Origin of the sequence: Bradyrhizobium sp. AUGA SZCCT0160, assembly GCF_018130105.1 — a bacterium.
Lineage (GTDB): Bacteria > Pseudomonadota > Alphaproteobacteria > Rhizobiales > Xanthobacteraceae > Bradyrhizobium.
Genome location: NZ_JAFCMD010000020.1, coordinates 79,989 through 94,154 on the forward strand (window position 1 = coordinate 79,989; position 14,166 = coordinate 94,154).

Consider the following 14,166-nt stretch of genomic DNA (forward strand, 5'->3'; position numbering starts at 1 on the left):
CCCCAACCCCACGCCCATCACTAGAAACGGAAATGTTTTCCTTTTCAAGTATTATTTTGCAACACCTCCTTTTGCGGAGCGTTACGCGTTCGCGGTCAGAACTGTTTGATCAGCCGGAAGTCGATCCCGTTGGCGGCTGCTAGATAGATCGGCATCCTGGCGCTGCCGCGGCGAATGCCGACGGTGCCTCGCGCGCCCTGGTAGTCCACATTCGCAGCCGCCGAGAGCAGCGGCTTCCGCGCCAGCGATCCTGCACGCGCGGCGACCGTCTCCAGAAACCGCAAGCCCTCATAGTTCGACTGCGCGATCGAGCCGAGCGGCGGCGCGTGGCGGCCGAACGAGGCTTCGTATTGGCAGCGGAAAGCGTCGTTCTCGCGCGAGGCCTTGTCGATGAAATAGCCGGATGCGCAGAACAGGTTTTCGGTGTTGTCGGCGCCGATCCCAAGCAGCACCGTCTCGTCCATCGCTCCGGCGAGGCGGAGCATTCGGGTGCCGAGCCCCTGCTCGCCAAAGGTACGGTTGAAGACGACGCTGTCGGCGCCGATCAACGTGATCAGAACCACGTCGGGCTTCGCGGCCCGGATCCGCGCCAGCTGGTTGCCGTGATTGTGCTCGCCGATCGGCACGAACTCCTCACCAACGACGCGCCCGCCGGCGTCAGCTATGTATTTCTTGATCGCCCTGTGGGACAGCCATGGCCAGACATAGTCGCTGCCGATCAGATACCAGTTCGCCGCTCGCCTGGTGTTGGCGAGCCACTCGATGGACGGGCGCCATTGCGCCCCCGGCGTCTCGCCGATGGCCATCACGCCGGGCGTTCGCTCGCCGCCCTCATAGACCGGCGTGTAGAGGTAGGGAATCTGTCCGGCGACGACCTTGCGCAGCGCCACCCTGACCGCGCTGATATGCGAGCCCATGATGAGATCGGCGTCTTCGGCCGCGACAATGTCGGAAGCGGTGCGCGTCACGTCGTCAATATCGCCGCCGGTGTCATGGAACGCGACTTCGATCTCGCGGCCGAGAATGCCGCCGCGGCGATTGATCTCGGAAATGCCCAGCAGCGTACTGTTGATGGAGGCCGGACCCCAGATTCCCGACGGGCCGGACAGCCCGACAAAATTGGCAATCCGCAACTTCTTGCGATCGCGCGGCGCCCGAAACGGGCCAAGCGCCGGCTCCGAGGTGCCCGTTCCCGTCCCCGGAAACCCCTTAAGCAGCAGTTCCGGCGGCATCGGCGGCCCACCGAACTTTTGTAATTGCGGCAGCGAGAGCAATTCGCTCTCCTTTCAGCTTCTTTTAGTCCGGCGCCATCAGACTACCATCGGCAAGGTGATCGGCAACAAAAATCCTAGTGGAAAATATTGAATATTCAACGATTCCCGTGCATAGAGTTCAAGCAAGAGCGCTAAATATTCATCGAAACTCCATTACGCAGTTCAAAGCCTTGGCCAAATCGCCCAGTAAACCCATCACCGAGCATCTCGCCTACCTGCTTGCGCAGGCCAACCGGGAGATCAATCGCCAGCTCGACGCGCGCTTCCGCAAGGAAGGCGTGCCGGTCGAGCAATGGCGCATCCTGAAGGTGTTGTCGGACGGCAAGGGACACTCGATGGGTGAGCTTGCCGAAGCGGTGCTGCTCAATCATCCGACGTTGACCAAGATGGTCGACCGGATGGTCTCCGACGCCCTCGTCTATCGAGTGCAGGACGCCGAGGACCGGCGTAAGGTCTTGATGTTCTCGTCCGACCGCGGCAAGGCGCTGACCCAGCGCCTCAACTCGCTGGCGCTGAGCCAGGAAGCCTTCATCGCCGAGAACTACGGCAACAAGGCCACGGCGGATCTGAAGCGCCTGCTGGAAAGCCTGATCGAGAAGGCGAATTAATTCGCCAGCGCGGTGAGGACAGCCTCTGACGCTTCATCCGCCGGCATGAACATTTCCACGCGCAGTTCCTGCAGCGTGACGTCCTGCGGCGTCCCGAGCGTCAGCACCGCGCCGATCAAGCCAATGCCCACATCGCCCTTGCGCAAGCGCACCTCGCATAGCGGGCTCGGGGTTTCGTGCTCGTCGAACTGCGTGGCCGGCAGGTCGGGCAATTTCAGCAATTCACGCCAGGTCGATTGCAGCGCCAGATCGAGCGGCGCGGCCATCGCCTCGTGGCGGGCGCGGACCAATAGCGCGGACGCGACCTTCGGCCAGTTTTCGACATAAGGCCGCAATTCGTCGGGGCTCAGAAACATCCGCATGTGATTGAGTGGACGCGTCATGCGCTCCGGCCCGAGCAGCCTCGTCATCAGCCGCGTCGCCGCGCCGTTGGCCTGCAGCACGTTCCAGCGCCGGTCAGTGACGATGGCGGGAAACGGTTCGTGCCGGCGCAGCAGCAGGTCGATGGCGCGTTTGGCGTCGGCGACGTCGGGCGCGGACAAATCGCGCTCGCCATATTGCCGCGCAAAGCCGCCGGACTCCAGCAGCGCATTGCGGTCGCGCAGCGACAGGCCGAGCGCGGAGGCCAGTTGCAGCAGGACCTCGCGGCTTGCTACCGCCTTGCCGGTTTCGACGTAGCTGAGATGCTTGATCGAAATGCCGGCCTCGAACGCCAGATCGGCCTGGCTCATGGCCCGGCGATTGCGCCAGCCGCGCAGGAGATCGCCGACGGGATTGGCGGGTAACGGTGCATGTTGGCGGGAGTCCATACGGCGATTATGCGAAGGGCGGACGGCGCTGTAAATCGCAACTTGTAGGATGGGTGGAGCGTAGCGAAACCCATCAACCTCGGTGGTTTAGGCCGCACCTTCTGATGGGTATCGCTTCGCTCCACCCATCCTACGTGAGCGCCGCCGCGATCTCCCGCATCCGCTGCGTGGTCAGGTCGTCGGCAGGGAAGAACGTCTCCAGCGCCAGTTCCGACAGCGTGACGTCGACCGGCGTTCCAAAGATCATCGTGGTCGAGATGAAGCTCAGCACCTCGCCATTGAGCCGCAGCTTGAACGGGATCGCGACATTGTCCGGCGACAGCGGGCCGGAGCGCGCCGGCATCGGATAGGCTTTCAGCTCGGCGTAGAGTTTCAGCAGTTCGGGATCGGCGGTCGCCTCGCATTGGCGGTGCAGCCGCTCCAGAAGATGGCTCGACCATTCGGCGAGGTTGACGGTGCGCGGCGCCAGCGCTTCGGGATGGAAGGCCAGGCGCAGGATATTGAAGGGCTGGCCCAATAGCCGCGCCGGAATGCCCTCGAGCAGCGGCGCCACCATGCGGTTGGCGGTGACGAGATTCCAGTGCCGGTCATAGGCCAGCGCCGGATTGGGCTCGTGCGCCTTCAGGACGAGGTCGATCGCCGTCCGCGCCGCCTTCAGCGCGGGATCGTCCAGCGAGCGCTGCGGAAAGGCGGGTGCAAAGCCGGCCGCCACCAGCAACACGTTGCGTTCGCGCAAGGGCACCTCCAGGCGTTCGGCCAGCTTGAGCACCATCTCGCGTGACGGCGCGGCGCGGCCGGTTTCGACGAAACTCAAATGACGCGCCGAAATCTCGGCATCACCGGCCAGATCAAGCTGGCTGAGATGCCGGCGCTGCCGCCATTCGCGCAGGTGATCGCCGATATGGACGGGCTGGGGACGTTCGGCTCGCGCCGTGGAAGCATGTGCGTTCATGGTGAAAACCTACCATGCGAATTTCTCAGCTTCCATTACCTCCCACGTAATCGAATTGGGTCGCGGACGGGGTCATCTTCGCAGTCACAGGAGATGACCCATGCTGATGCTTCCTCTGTTTCTGCTCATCGTTCGCGCCCTGCACAGACTGGCGGTCTGGGCGCTGGCCCGTTCCCTCAACATGCCGGAACCGCTGGTGCACGATACCGGCGTCTTCGTGGTCGCGCAGGTGCAGACGATCGAGAACCGGATCGGCGATACGCTGTCCCCGATGCGGCGCTGGCGTCAGTTCCGGTCCTGGTTCCGCTAACCCCCAACCACCCACCCCGTAAAACCAAAGGAGAGAACTATGATCAACCCGTCCTCATTCCTGAGCCGCGCTCTGCTTGCCGACGCCGTCTTCAGCGGCGTAGCGGCGGTGGCCCTTACGCTCGGCGCCGGCGTGCTCGCGCCGTTCCTCAATCTGCCGGAAGCCCTGCTGCGCGAGAGCGGGCTGTTTCTCATCGCCTACACCGCGCTGGTCGGCTGGCTCGGCACGCGGCAATCGGTGCTCAAAGCGCTGGTGCTGCTGGTGATCGTGGGCAACGCCGCGTGGACGCTGGGCAGTATCGCCTTGCTGTTCTCGGGCGCGGTGAGCCCGAACCTGCTCGGCATCCTCTTCGTCGTCGCACAGGCGATTGCGACCGGCGTGTTTGCCGAGCTGCAATATATCGGACTGCGCAAGAGCGACAGCGCGGTGACCGCCTGAGCTTGACGTGCATTGAAAGCGCGCCCGATGACAGGCCTTGTCATCGGGCACGAATTCGCGTGGACCGTTGGCTTCTCTCGCGCAGACGCCCTCCCGCCTGATGCATAACCAACGGGGCATGCTGAGCTGACCTATTTCCTCATCGGACTGACCTCATTTCATGCTTGACTAACATATATCCCGATGGTTATACGACGACCCATAGCCAACGGGTTATCGATCCACATGCCAAACGTTCACGACGTACTGTTCAGAACCCTCGCCGATCCAACGCGGCGGGCGATCTTCGAGCGGCTGTGTCGCGACGGCGAGCAGACGGTCGGCGCCCTGACGGCGCACGCTGGCGTCTCGCAGCCGGCGGTCTCAAAGCATCTCGGCCTCCTGAAACAGGCCGGGCTGGTGCGCGACCGCCATGCAGGACGACAGACCCATTACAGCGCGCAGGTCGGCGCGCTTTCGCCGCTGATCGACTGGACCAGCCAGATGGCCGGCTTCTGGCAGAACCGGTTCGACGACCTCGAAGATCTCCTCACAAGGATGGACCAATGAACACTGCGACCGAAACACGCTCCGTCGTCGTCGAACGCGAGATCCCGCATCCGCCGGAAAAAATCTGGCGCGCGCTGACACAACCGCATTTGATCGAGGAGTGGCTGATGAAGAACGACTTCAAGCCTGTTGTGGGTCACAATTTCAATCTGCGCGGCGAGTGGGGCGGCGTGCTGGACTGCGAGGTTCTCGCCGTCGAGCCGAATAAAAAGCTGACCTACACCTGGAATTTCAAGCACGAACAAGCGGCCTACAGTCTGTCGAGCGTCGTCGCCTGGACGCTTACGCCGACGCGCACCGGAACCCTGCTGCGCATGGAGCAGTCGGGCTTCCGGCCGGATCAGCCGCAGGCCTATGGCGGCGCCAAGGCGGGCTGGCAGGAGTTCTTTGCAAAGCTGGAACAGATCCTGGCGCGGGCGGAGTGAAGTCCGCAGGCCAGGGCTGAGTGAACATTCAGGCACGTAATAAAGAGGAGATTCCATTGAACTGGAACATCTGGATTCGACAGACCCACCGCTGGCTGTCCATTGCCTTTACGGTGACCGTCATCATCAACTTCATCGCCGTGGCAATGGGGACGCATGCCGACTGGCTGGGCTTCCTGGCGCTGCCACCGCTCTTCCTGCTTCTGTTCAGCGGCCTGTACTTGTTCGCGCTGCCCTATGCCGCCAAATGGCGTAGCGGTTGACGCAAGGAGCGGACATGAAGTCGAGCAAGACGTCGCGGAAACCGGCGAAGAATGTCGCAAGGAAGGTCACAAAGAAAACCGTCGCCAAGCGGGTCGCCGCGAAGCCCAAGCTGCTGTCGGGCGGCAATCCGCAAATCGCGAAAGCCTATGGCGACGCGCCGGTACAAGCCTACATCGCGGCCATGCCGGGTTGGAAAAGCGATGTCGGGCACCGCCTCGACGCGCTCATCACGCGCACGTTCCCCGGCGTGTACAAGGCCGTCAAATGGAACTCGCCGCTATACGGTATCGAGGGCCAGGGCTGGTTCCTCGGCATCCATGTCTTCACGAGATACGTCAAGCTGGCTTTCTTCCGCGGCACGTCGCTGCGCCCCGTTCCACCCGGCGCATCCAAGCACAAGGAAGTGCGCTATCTCGACATCCACGAGGGCGACGAACTCGACGAAGCTCAGCTTGCGGCCTGGGTGAAGCAGGCCAGCAAATTGCCCGGTGAGCGAATGTGAGCGAGGGACGAGCCATGAGCGGACACCAATTGAGCAGCCCGCACGTGGTGACTAACGAAACGGAACGAGGGAAAATGACCGCGAAGAAAGCGACACCGATCAAGAGAATCAGCAAGAGCGCGTCGAAGGAAGGAAACGTAGGCGAATCCCCTTCCCGGCTGATCGACATCAAGATCAAGGAACTGGGCGACTGGAGGGGCAAGACGCTCGCCGGTGTCCGCGCGCTGATCAAACAGGCCGTGCCTGATGTGGTCGAGGAGTTGAAGTGGCGCGGCGTTCCGGTCTGGTCGCACGACGGGATCATCTGCACCGGCGAGACCTACAAGAGCGCGGTCAAGCTGACCTTCGCCAAGGGCGCTTCGCTCAAGGACCCGTCAAAGCTGTTCAATTCCAGCCTCGAAGGCAACACCAGGCGCGCGATCGATATCCATGAAGGCGTTGAAATCAATGCGGATGCCTTCAAGACGCTGATCCGCGCCGCGGCGGCGCTGAACAGCTCAAAGAAAAAAGCCCGCTAGCCTGGTCCGGCTACACGCGCTCGCGGCTAGCTCAACGCCAACGCCGCGAACATTCCACCCAGAGTCAGCACCAGCCCGATGACGAGCATCGGGACGAGGCTGCTGCCGGAATACGGATCGGCCTGATCCTTGGCGGCTATCGCACGCGTCTGGTTGGTCATTGCAGGGCTCCTGTTTCGCTGCGCCGATATCTCTCGCCGGGTGCGAGCATGACGCCCTGTCCGCCGGCGATACCGAGTTCAAGGCTTGCCGCGATCCGCTGCGCCCGTTCGACGAAATGGGCCGCGGCTACCGGCGGACAGAGTTCGCTCGCCGCAGCCTCGAACAGTTCGAGCCAGCGGTCGAAATGACCGGCGTCGACCGGCAGCGGCATATGCTTGACCATGGGCGTGCCGTGATAGCGGCCCGACATCAGCGCCACCGACGACCAGAACGCGCACATCTGCTGCAGATGCGGCTCCCAATCCGTGATGCGCGCCTCGAACACCGGCGCCAGCATCGGATCGCTGCGGACTTTTGCGTAGAAGCCGCGCACCAGCCGTTCGATCATGGCTTCCGTGATGCCGGTTCTTTCCATGATCTCGGCGGTGATCGCCTCACGCCGTTCTGCCCCCGTCATTCGCGGCTTTCCTTAAATAGGCATTTCAAATACCTATTTAGACGGCTATAGATGCTCTGCCAAGTCACATTTTGAGGGCCTCCCATGCGCCTGACATCGTTCACCGATTTTGCCCTGCGCGCCCTGATGCGGCTGGCGGGCGAGCCGGCGCGCTCGTTCGCCACCAGCGAGATCGCGGCCGAGTTCGGCATCTCGCGCAATCACCTCGCCAAGGTGGTGAGGGATCTCGCCGATGGCGGCTTCATTTCGACCCAACGCGGCGTCGGCGGCGGGTTCAGCCTGGCGCGGCCGCCGCAATCGATTACGCTCGGCGAAGTCGTGCGCGCGCTGGAAGGCGAAGCGCTGGTCGAGTGTTTTCGTGAGGATGGCGGTTGCTGCTCCCTGCTGCCGCGCTGCCGCCTGAAGGGAAAACTCGCCGCCGCGCGCGAAGCCTTCATGCGCGAACTCGACGGCACCACGCTGGCGGAATGCGCTTATCCCGCGCGATCCAAAGCGAGCCCGGCGCGAGGTGCGGCATGAAGCCGATCGAGTTTGCCAATGGCGAAGTGGAGATCGACGCGTCGATCGTCGCCGAAGGCCTCGGCATCGCGCTGCCGCGGCTCAAGGAAGGCATGCGCACAGGCACGATTACCAGCGTTTCCGAGCGTGGCGTCGATGCGGATCAGGGCCGGCATCGGCTGACGTTCTTCTCAGAGCATCGACGCTTTCGCGTCGTGGTCGACGCGTCGGGCGCGATCGTTCAGCGCTCGGCGGTAGATTTTGGGGATTCGACGTTGCCGAGATCGCTGCGGAAGCCGGGCTGACGACCGAGACTCGGTAGGAGTTAGGTCGTCATTGCGAGAAGCGAAGCAATCCATAGCGCGACGAGCAAAGTATGGATTGCTTCGTCGCTCCGCTCCTCGCAATGACGGAAGGTTTTATGCCGACGCGCGGCTTTCCCCGACCTGCCGGGGTTTTGCGAGAATGCCGGATTTTGCCGGCGCGATCTTGCGAGCGTGTCCGTTCAAACCCTTGCCGTTGAGTTTGGCGCCGTTCGTCGTGGCCCCATTCGCCTTGGCGCTATTCTTGGCGACCAGCTTCTGCTTGGCCTTTTCCTTGGCTTTTGCTTTGGCCTTGCGCGCCCTGGCAGCCTTCGCCTTTTGCTTCTCGGCTTCCTTCAAGGCCTTCCGCTCCGCCTTGGCCTTGAGGCGTAGCTTCTCCGCCCTCGCCTCGGCGCGCTTCTTCTTGCGCTTCTTTTCGCAGGCCACGCATTTGCAGCCGATCGGCTTCAGATAGGCTTTGAAATAGTCGGTGCCGTAATCGTAGTTGATCTCCTCGCCCGGCTCGATGTTCTTGATGGCGCGGATGATGACCTTGCGCTTGCGCGGCTTGACGTCGGATTCCGCGTTCGGCTTGCAGGCATGGTTGATATAGCGGGCGACGTTGGCGCGCACCGAACCATCGATGGTCCAGCGGTTGGTCAGCTCGAACAGATATTTGTTCTCGATCGCGTCGTCTTTTTTCTTCTTCGAATCCAGCAGCGGCCCAAAATAGCGGACGATCTTGGCGCCCTTCTTGATCGGTTTGGTGGCGAAGAGGCCAAGCCCGGTTCGGGAGCGGCCGACGCGATAGGGTTTGTTCGCAGATACTGTAGCCATGACGATTGAATTACTGACACGCTGGTGAGTGAAAGGAATGGCGAAGCTGCTCTTCTAGGACGATTCCGCGCCGATGTCAGGTATTTCGGTTGGCTTCCTTGAACCTTCCCCAGATTGCACACGTCAGAATGTCATGGTTCCCCAAAGGCCACGGAACGGCCCAGGGGACCCTCAAAGGCGACGGCAAGGGACGCCAGGGGATGAAACGCCTCCGCAATTTGCATTTGACGGCATTGGCCGGTGCTGCAGGCGCCGCGCTTGGCCTGGTTTCGCCGGCACATGCCCAGACATTCAGCAGCCTCTATACGTCCACGGCGCCGAAAGATTGCCGCATGATCGGCAAGCCCAGCGAGCTCGACGGCAGCACGACGCGGGTCTGCCCCGGCACGGCGGGCTTGGTCGTGCTGATAAGCGAAGGCGACTCGCGCGAAACCGTCTCGGTCGGCCGCAACCGCACCGCGGCGGCCAGGGAGCCGGCCGCGCAAAGCTGGTTCGGCCCGTTCAACTCGACCACCAACACCGTCGAATGGCGGGCGGTGGACGGCAAGCCGTTCGCGATCATCCAGCGCTGGCACATCGCCGACAACAGCGATCCGGACAAGGAAGGCCGTCCCACCGCCAAGCCGATGCTGGCGGTGACCAAGCTGCCGCCCGGCGCCGTCTGCCACGTCGCCTATATCGATGCGCAGGCCAACCCAAATCCCAACGAGCTTGCCCGCAAGGCCGCCGACGAGCTCGCGCGCAGTTTTACGTGCGGCAAGGATGAAGTGAAGGTGATCGGCGAGACCGGCCGCGCCGCGAGCATGGCGAAGCGCTAGCGGATGAAGTCTGGCGCCCGGCGCCGCCGCCACGCGACCCCAGCGGCCTTCTCTCCATGGACGCGCCAGGGTTGCGGCGCCAAGTCGCGTGTGCCGGCGCTGTAAGACTACCGCAGGACCTCAAAAGCCGTTATGGTTCCCCACCAAAAGGGGGACGTGGATTTGTGGAAACGGGCATCCGACCCGGTTTGCCCTCAAAAAACACCCCTTCAATCGATTACGACACAGTCTGATTAGATCACGGTATGTGGTTTCCGATCATCGCCTGGATAGTGCTGTTCAGCGCTTGCGCGTTTTTTGCAGGCGCGACATTGGGACTCGATCCAGCCCAGATATCGGTTCAGCTTTCGGCGTTGCCAGGTCCCCAGCGGTTCGCGCTCGGCGCCATCATGTTGACGACTCTAGCGCTGATCGGCTCATCCGTCTGGCAGGCTTACGGCCTGGCGCGCCAGAACAAATTATTGCGGGAGCGCCTCAGGGGCCTGCGACAAGGGGTTGTGGCCGCGCATGATGCGCAAGCCGGATTCGACTCCTCGGTCCAGTCGCTCGCCAAGAGCGACCCCGAAGAAGCCATCGTATCGCTGCAGACGACGCTCGCGGACACTGAAAAACGGATCGCCGAACAGCAGAGTCGGTACCATTCCGTCGATCTCTACGAGCGGCTTGAAGAGATCCGGCGCCGCCAGCAGGCGCTTCGGGAGACGATCGGCGTCGTATCGGAAAAGCGGCGCGTTGCCGAGCCGGTATTCAGCGAATTGAAGGACCGACTGCGTCAGCTTGAGCGGTGGCTCACTGAGCTCGAGGCCGACGACAACAAGAAAAATCTCGGCGATCGCGTCAACGAACTGGACCAAAGCGTATCCGCGATTCACAACCGTCATGGCATGCTGCAGCAGTCACTGGCGACACTCAACCGCTTCAAGGAAGAGCTGGCCAAGACCCACGCCGAGCTTGTTCCCGTCCGCACGCCGGAAACCGGGATCAACGCCCTCATCACCGAACTGCGCTCATCCGGCGACCAGCTGACCAGGATGCTGGATGAACTCGAATCCAGCGGGGATGACAAGCTCAGTCTGCGGGTCGAGGGCCTCTCGAAGAACAAGCGCGAGATCGAGCAGCGGGTCGCCCAAATCGATGACTGCTTCCATATTCTGGACGCCATTCGGCTGGACCTGGAAGAGCTCAGGGAGCGTCGGAAGCATCTGGAGCGCTCACTTGCGGCGATTGAGACGGATTCCAGCGGCGCCAGCCTGCTCGACCGCCAAAACGCGCTGAACGAATTCATCGTCGAATGCCGATTGCGCCTCAGGAACCTGCAGGATTTTTCGGCGACGCTGGGCCAGTTCAAGGAGGAATTGGCCACGTCGCAGGCCGGACTGGCGCCGTTGCAAGGGCCGGTCTACGGCATCGAGGCGTTGATCGCTGAAGTGAATATCGGTCACGCGATCCTGAGCAAGACGCTCGGCGAGATCGAACTGAAGGGTGATGAGGGGCTGGCCTCGCGCGTGGAAGCGATCGCCACCAACAAGACCGAGCTCGACGCGAGAATTTCCAGGATCTTCGAAGACTTTCAGAAGCTCGATTCAATGCGCAAGAACATCGGCGAGATGTTCACGAGCATCAGGGGCACCCTCAATCGGATAGGTTGAGGTCCCTCCGCGCCCCGGAGGGCGCGGCTTCCAGTACATCCAATCGGCCGCTTCTAGAACGCCTTTGCGGCGTCCGGCCGGTGCTTGTTCTTAGGCACGAAGCCCGACCTGGTTGCCTCGCGCTGCTCGCGCACCCAGACCTCGCGGTTGGGGTGCAGGCCGCCGCCGCGGGTGGCCGGCACGGCAGAGAGCCGCGCGCGGTGCAACAGGCGGGTGTCGGCGACGCCGCAGTTCGGGTGCAGGCCGCCATTGGCCGCCACCACCTTGTCCCAGGCAGCCTTGCGCGCCTTCAGAACGGCAGGATCCGCCAGCGCCGTGCAGTTGAGTTCGTTCTTGTTGAGATCGGCGATGATCTCGTCGCCGTCCTCGACGAAGGCGATGGGGCCACCGAGGCCGGCTTCAGGGCCGACATGGCCGATGACGAGGCCGACCGATCCGCCGGAGAACCGCGCATCGGTCATCAGCGCCACCACGATGCCGCGCTCGCGGCACAGCGTCGTGATGCGCGAGGTGGGATCGAGCATTTCCGGCATGCCGGGCGCGCCGCTCGGACCCTCGTAGCGCACGATGATCATGTCGTTGTTCTGGAAAAGGTCGGGCGTCTTGTCGAGCGCCTCGAGCAGTCCCCGCTCGCCTTCGAACACGCGCGCTCTGCCGCGGAACAGATTGTCTTCCAGACCACCCTCGACGCCCGCCAGTTTCAGAATGGCGGAAAATTCCGGCGACAGATTGCCGCCGAGAACGCGCAGGCCCCCGGTCGGCTTGTAGGGCTTGGCAACGGTGTAGATGACCGTGCCGTCGGCGGGTTTGGTTTCGAGGCGCTTGACCTGTTCGGCCAGGGTTTCGCCGGTGCAGGTCATCACGTCGCCGTTGAGCAGTCCGGCTTCCAGCAGTTCACGGACGATCACCTGCACGCCGCCGACGGCGTCGATGTCGACCATCGAATATTTGCCGTACGGGCGGGCGTCGGTGAGAACAGGCACGACGTATTGCGACAGATGATTGAACTCGGCCGGGGTCATGACTTCTTTCCAGAAGTCGGCAAAGCCTGCGGCGCGCGCGATCTCCGGCGCATGCAGCGTGACGTTGGTGGAACCGCCGATGGCCATCGCGACGATCACGGCGTTGCGGATCGAGTCGCGCACCACGATGTCGCGCGGCTTGAGGCCCTTCGCGATCATCTGCGCGAGGTAGCCGACGAGCTGGTCCGGAAACTCCTTGAGGCGGCGGGGATCGTCGGACGGCGGCGCCACCATGTGCAGCGGCTGCATGCCGACGACGCCGATGAAGGTCTGCATGGTGTTGTAGGTGAACATGCCGCCGCAGCTGCCGTAGCCGGGACAGGCATGGCAGGCGATGTGGTGGCGGTATTCCGCATCGGGGTTGCCGGCGACCTGGTAGGCGCTGACGATGTCGAGCTTCTCGCCGGTGTTCGGATCGGTGCCGGGATGGATCGCGCCGTCGGACATGATGATCGCGGGCTGATCGTGCTCGAGCAGCGCGGCCAGCGTGCCGACCGGCGGCTTGTCGCAGGCGACCACGGCGATGGTGCCGAGCAGCCCGGTGGCCTCCAGATGTTCGCAGAGTGCATCGTGCGTCACTTCACGCCCGATCAGCGAGTAGCGCATTTCGCGCGTGCCGTTGCGGATGCCGTCCGAGGTCGCAATGGTGTATTCCGGCTGCACCAGGCGCAGCTTCATCTGGCCGGCGCCCTTGCCGACATGGCTCTTGAGGCTGGCGTGGATCGCATCGACCTTCGCCATCACCCCCATGTAACACTGGCTGTCGCCCTTGGTGCCGACCACGCCGACCGAGGGCTCGTGGATCAGGTCCGGATCGACGCCCAGTTCGCGCGCAATCCCGATGGTTTGGGCCGTGCGGCCGGGATGGCGGTCGATGAGGACGGGCTTCGAGTTTGTCACAGCTAGTTCCTTCCCGGCAGGGCTCGTTCGGTCGATATTAGAAACGATTTAAGGCGCACCTTATAGAGCGCCGACCTCAGGGAAGTCACGCGGAAGTCACATGCCCGATAGCTGGTATGCTGCCACCTAGGCCCCCGGCGGCCGGGGCACGGACCCGCGCAGCATCGCGTCCAGCAGCTGGTCGACCGACGTGCCCTCGGGCAACCGCTCCAGAATGCCCGTGAGCCGGCCGTCAAGCAGCAGCGTGGTAAAACCATGCACCAGCGACCACGCGCGCGCGATGGCGGCGGCCTGATCCAGCGACAACCCATCCTGTGGAATCTGCTCGTGCCGGCTGGCACCGACACCGCGGGTCAGCCCCGCGAACGCGGCATCGGAGGCCTCATGCAGCGAGGGGCGCGAATAATCCAGTCGTGCGCTGCGGAACATCACGCCGTACATGCCCGGATGCGCCTGCGCATAGGCGACGTAGGCTTTGGCGCTTGCCAGCCCCTTCATCATCGGATGCGTTTCGCTGTTGCCGGCGGCGACCATGGCCTCGTTGAACATCCGAAAGCCGATCGCCGCGAGTTCGCTGACAAGGCCGGTGAGATCGCCGAAATGATGGGTCGGTGCGGCATGTGACACGCCGGCCTCGCGCGCCACCGCGCGCAGCGTCAGCCCCGCCAGCCCGTCGCGTTCCAGCACCCGCTCTGCCGCCTGCAGCAGGGCATCGCGCAGGTCGCCATGATGATAGGGAGTATCGCCCGCAGATTTGCGCCGCCGCACGGCGGGCCGTTCGGCAGCCGCCCTTGCCGGCTTGCGCGTCCGCGCGACGGTGCGGACCACTTTGTTTTCTCTCGACGTTTTTGCCATTTGAACCCCTTGCGAAT

The 14,166-nt window shown here is 63.2% G+C and carries 20 protein-coding genes; 12 read left to right on the forward strand and 8 right to left on the reverse strand.

Annotated elements, in window-relative coordinates; translation table 11 throughout:
- Positions 1 to 95: 95 nt before the first annotated feature.
- A complete protein-coding gene (locus JQ558_RS27470) occupies positions 96 to 1,232 on the reverse strand; it encodes a substrate-binding domain-containing protein (RefSeq protein WP_212204983.1) in 1,137 nt (378 codons plus the stop codon).
- A 212-nt stretch (positions 1,233 to 1,444) separates the two neighbouring features.
- Here JQ558_RS27470 and JQ558_RS27475 point away from each other — a divergent pair, with 212 nt between their 5' ends.
- Entirely contained in the window at positions 1,445 to 1,882 is a 438-nt protein-coding gene (locus JQ558_RS27475) for a MarR family winged helix-turn-helix transcriptional regulator (protein ID WP_212204432.1), read from the forward strand.
- On the opposite strand, the gene JQ558_RS27480 is transcribed toward JQ558_RS27475, so the two are convergent.
- Both JQ558_RS27480 and JQ558_RS27485 read right to left on the reverse strand, forming a co-directional pair.
- Positions 1,879 to 2,691, reverse strand: coding sequence for a helix-turn-helix domain-containing protein (locus JQ558_RS27480; protein ID WP_212295737.1), 813 nt, complete (start codon positions 2,689 to 2,691; stop codon positions 1,879 to 1,881). The two genes, JQ558_RS27475 and JQ558_RS27480, sit on opposite strands and share 4 nt — an antisense overlap.
- Before the next feature lie 130 nt (positions 2,692 to 2,821).
- Complete coding sequence (locus JQ558_RS27485) at positions 2,822 to 3,643, reverse strand: helix-turn-helix domain-containing protein (protein WP_212295738.1); 822 nt, start codon at positions 3,641 to 3,643, stop codon at positions 2,822 to 2,824.
- Positions 3,644 to 3,743: 100 nt separating this feature from the next.
- Between JQ558_RS27485 and JQ558_RS27490 the strand changes: the two genes are divergently transcribed.
- The 7 genes from JQ558_RS27490 to JQ558_RS27520 all read left to right on the forward strand — a co-directional run bounded on the left by JQ558_RS27490 (position 3,744) and on the right by JQ558_RS27520 (position 6,649).
- Complete coding sequence (locus JQ558_RS27490) at positions 3,744 to 3,953, forward strand: hypothetical protein (RefSeq protein ID WP_312015035.1); 210 nt, start codon at positions 3,744 to 3,746, stop codon at positions 3,951 to 3,953.
- Positions 3,954 to 3,992: 39 nt separating this feature from the next.
- On the forward strand, positions 3,993 to 4,391 hold the full coding sequence (locus JQ558_RS27495; protein ID WP_212295739.1) for a hypothetical protein: 399 nt from the start codon (positions 3,993 to 3,995) through the stop codon (positions 4,389 to 4,391).
- A gap of 225 nt (positions 4,392 to 4,616) precedes the next feature.
- Positions 4,617 to 4,940 carry a helix-turn-helix transcriptional regulator gene (locus JQ558_RS27500; protein ID WP_212295740.1) on the forward strand — a complete coding sequence of 108 codons (324 nt, stop codon included), beginning with the start codon at positions 4,617 to 4,619 and terminating at the stop codon, positions 4,938 to 4,940.
- A complete protein-coding gene (locus tag JQ558_RS27505; RefSeq protein WP_212295741.1) occupies positions 4,937 to 5,365 on the forward strand; it encodes an SRPBCC domain-containing protein in 429 nt (142 codons plus the stop codon). The genes JQ558_RS27500 and JQ558_RS27505 overlap by 4 nt, the downstream gene beginning before the upstream one ends.
- Before the next feature lie 56 nt (positions 5,366 to 5,421).
- Entirely contained in the window at positions 5,422 to 5,628 is a 207-nt protein-coding gene (locus JQ558_RS27510) for a hypothetical protein (RefSeq protein ID WP_212295742.1), read from the forward strand.
- 14 nt (positions 5,629 to 5,642) lie between these two features.
- On the forward strand, positions 5,643 to 6,131 hold the full coding sequence (locus tag JQ558_RS27515) for a DUF1801 domain-containing protein (protein ID WP_212295743.1): 489 nt from the start codon (positions 5,643 to 5,645) through the stop codon (positions 6,129 to 6,131).
- Between the two features lie 74 nt (positions 6,132 to 6,205).
- Positions 6,206 to 6,649 carry a DUF1801 domain-containing protein gene (locus tag JQ558_RS27520; protein WP_212295744.1) on the forward strand — a complete coding sequence of 148 codons (444 nt, stop codon included), beginning with the start codon at positions 6,206 to 6,208 and terminating at the stop codon, positions 6,647 to 6,649.
- A 26-nt stretch (positions 6,650 to 6,675) separates the two neighbouring features.
- Here JQ558_RS27520 and JQ558_RS37955 read toward each other — a convergent pair whose 3' ends face one another.
- Both JQ558_RS37955 and JQ558_RS27525 read right to left on the reverse strand, forming a co-directional pair.
- Positions 6,676 to 6,810, reverse strand: a complete 135-nt coding sequence (locus tag JQ558_RS37955) for a hypothetical protein (RefSeq protein WP_283813770.1) — start codon at positions 6,808 to 6,810, stop codon at positions 6,676 to 6,678.
- Positions 6,807 to 7,268: a group III truncated hemoglobin gene (locus JQ558_RS27525; RefSeq protein ID WP_212295745.1), complete on the reverse strand. Its 462-nt coding sequence runs from the start codon at positions 7,266 to 7,268 to the stop codon at positions 6,807 to 6,809. Before JQ558_RS27525 ends, JQ558_RS37955 begins: the two co-directional genes overlap by 4 nt.
- A gap of 84 nt (positions 7,269 to 7,352) precedes the next feature.
- Here JQ558_RS27525 and JQ558_RS27530 point away from each other — a divergent pair, with 84 nt between their 5' ends.
- Together JQ558_RS27530 and JQ558_RS27535 are read left to right on the forward strand one after the other, a co-directional pair.
- Positions 7,353 to 7,787 (forward strand): Rrf2 family transcriptional regulator, encoded by a 435-nt coding sequence (locus JQ558_RS27530; RefSeq protein WP_212204423.1) that lies wholly within the window; start codon positions 7,353 to 7,355, stop codon positions 7,785 to 7,787.
- Positions 7,784 to 8,071 carry a DUF6522 family protein gene (locus tag JQ558_RS27535; RefSeq protein ID WP_212273265.1) on the forward strand — a complete coding sequence of 96 codons (288 nt, stop codon included), beginning with the start codon at positions 7,784 to 7,786 and terminating at the stop codon, positions 8,069 to 8,071. The genes JQ558_RS27530 and JQ558_RS27535 overlap by 4 nt, the downstream gene beginning before the upstream one ends.
- A 114-nt stretch (positions 8,072 to 8,185) precedes the next feature.
- On the opposite strand, the gene JQ558_RS27540 is transcribed toward JQ558_RS27535, so the two are convergent.
- Positions 8,186 to 8,905, reverse strand: a complete 720-nt coding sequence (locus JQ558_RS27540; protein WP_212295746.1) for an SET domain-containing protein — start codon at positions 8,903 to 8,905, stop codon at positions 8,186 to 8,188.
- 200 nt (positions 8,906 to 9,105) lie between these two features.
- Between JQ558_RS27540 and JQ558_RS27545 the strand changes: the two genes are divergently transcribed.
- On the forward strand, positions 9,106 to 9,723 hold the full coding sequence (locus tag JQ558_RS27545) for a hypothetical protein (protein WP_212295747.1): 618 nt from the start codon (positions 9,106 to 9,108) through the stop codon (positions 9,721 to 9,723).
- Between the two features lie 245 nt (positions 9,724 to 9,968).
- Complete coding sequence (locus tag JQ558_RS27550) at positions 9,969 to 11,372, forward strand: hypothetical protein (RefSeq protein WP_212295748.1); 1,404 nt, start codon at positions 9,969 to 9,971, stop codon at positions 11,370 to 11,372.
- A gap of 53 nt (positions 11,373 to 11,425) precedes the next feature.
- Here the strand turns inward: JQ558_RS27550 and JQ558_RS27555 are convergent, their stop codons facing one another.
- Complete coding sequence (locus JQ558_RS27555) at positions 11,426 to 13,294, reverse strand: dihydroxy-acid dehydratase (protein ID WP_212295749.1); 1,869 nt, start codon at positions 13,292 to 13,294, stop codon at positions 11,426 to 11,428.
- 126 nt (positions 13,295 to 13,420) lie between these two features.
- The gene (locus JQ558_RS27560; protein ID WP_212295750.1) at positions 13,421 to 14,149 is read right to left on the reverse strand and encodes a TetR/AcrR family transcriptional regulator; all 729 of its coding nucleotides are present in this window, start codon (positions 14,147 to 14,149) and stop codon (positions 13,421 to 13,423) included.
- Between the last annotated feature and the right edge of the window lie 17 nt (positions 14,150 to 14,166).

Coding starts and splice junctions, on each gene's coding strand:
- JQ558_RS37955 (WP_283813770.1), bottom strand. CDS start 6,810: ATGACCAACCAGACGCGTGCGATAGCCGCCAAGGATCAGGCCGATCCG.
- JQ558_RS27560 (WP_212295750.1), bottom strand. CDS start 14,149: ATGGCAAAAACGTCGAGAGAAAACAAAGTGGTCCGCACCGTCGCGCGG.
- JQ558_RS27545 (WP_212295747.1), top strand. CDS start 9,106: ATGAAACGCCTCCGCAATTTGCATTTGACGGCATTGGCCGGTGCTGCA.
- JQ558_RS27540 (WP_212295746.1), bottom strand. CDS start 8,905: ATGGCTACAGTATCTGCGAACAAACCCTATCGCGTCGGCCGCTCCCGA.
- JQ558_RS27470 (WP_212204983.1), bottom strand. CDS start 1,232: ATGCCGCCGGAACTGCTGCTTAAGGGGTTTCCGGGGACGGGAACGGGC.
- JQ558_RS27530 (WP_212204423.1), top strand. CDS start 7,353: ATGCGCCTGACATCGTTCACCGATTTTGCCCTGCGCGCCCTGATGCGG.
- JQ558_RS27500 (WP_212295740.1), top strand. CDS start 4,617: ATGCCAAACGTTCACGACGTACTGTTCAGAACCCTCGCCGATCCAACG.
- JQ558_RS27495 (WP_212295739.1), top strand. CDS start 3,993: ATGATCAACCCGTCCTCATTCCTGAGCCGCGCTCTGCTTGCCGACGCC.
- JQ558_RS27520 (WP_212295744.1), top strand. CDS start 6,206: ATGACCGCGAAGAAAGCGACACCGATCAAGAGAATCAGCAAGAGCGCG.
- JQ558_RS27490 (WP_312015035.1), top strand. CDS start 3,744: ATGCTGATGCTTCCTCTGTTTCTGCTCATCGTTCGCGCCCTGCACAGA.
- JQ558_RS27505 (WP_212295741.1), top strand. CDS start 4,937: ATGAACACTGCGACCGAAACACGCTCCGTCGTCGTCGAACGCGAGATC.
- JQ558_RS27550 (WP_212295748.1), top strand. CDS start 9,969: ATGTGGTTTCCGATCATCGCCTGGATAGTGCTGTTCAGCGCTTGCGCG.
- JQ558_RS27485 (WP_212295738.1), bottom strand. CDS start 3,643: ATGAACGCACATGCTTCCACGGCGCGAGCCGAACGTCCCCAGCCCGTC.
- JQ558_RS27535 (WP_212273265.1), top strand. CDS start 7,784: ATGAAGCCGATCGAGTTTGCCAATGGCGAAGTGGAGATCGACGCGTCG.
- JQ558_RS27515 (WP_212295743.1), top strand. CDS start 5,643: ATGAAGTCGAGCAAGACGTCGCGGAAACCGGCGAAGAATGTCGCAAGG.
- JQ558_RS27480 (WP_212295737.1), bottom strand. CDS start 2,691: ATGGACTCCCGCCAACATGCACCGTTACCCGCCAATCCCGTCGGCGAT.
- JQ558_RS27525 (WP_212295745.1), bottom strand. CDS start 7,268: ATGACGGGGGCAGAACGGCGTGAGGCGATCACCGCCGAGATCATGGAA.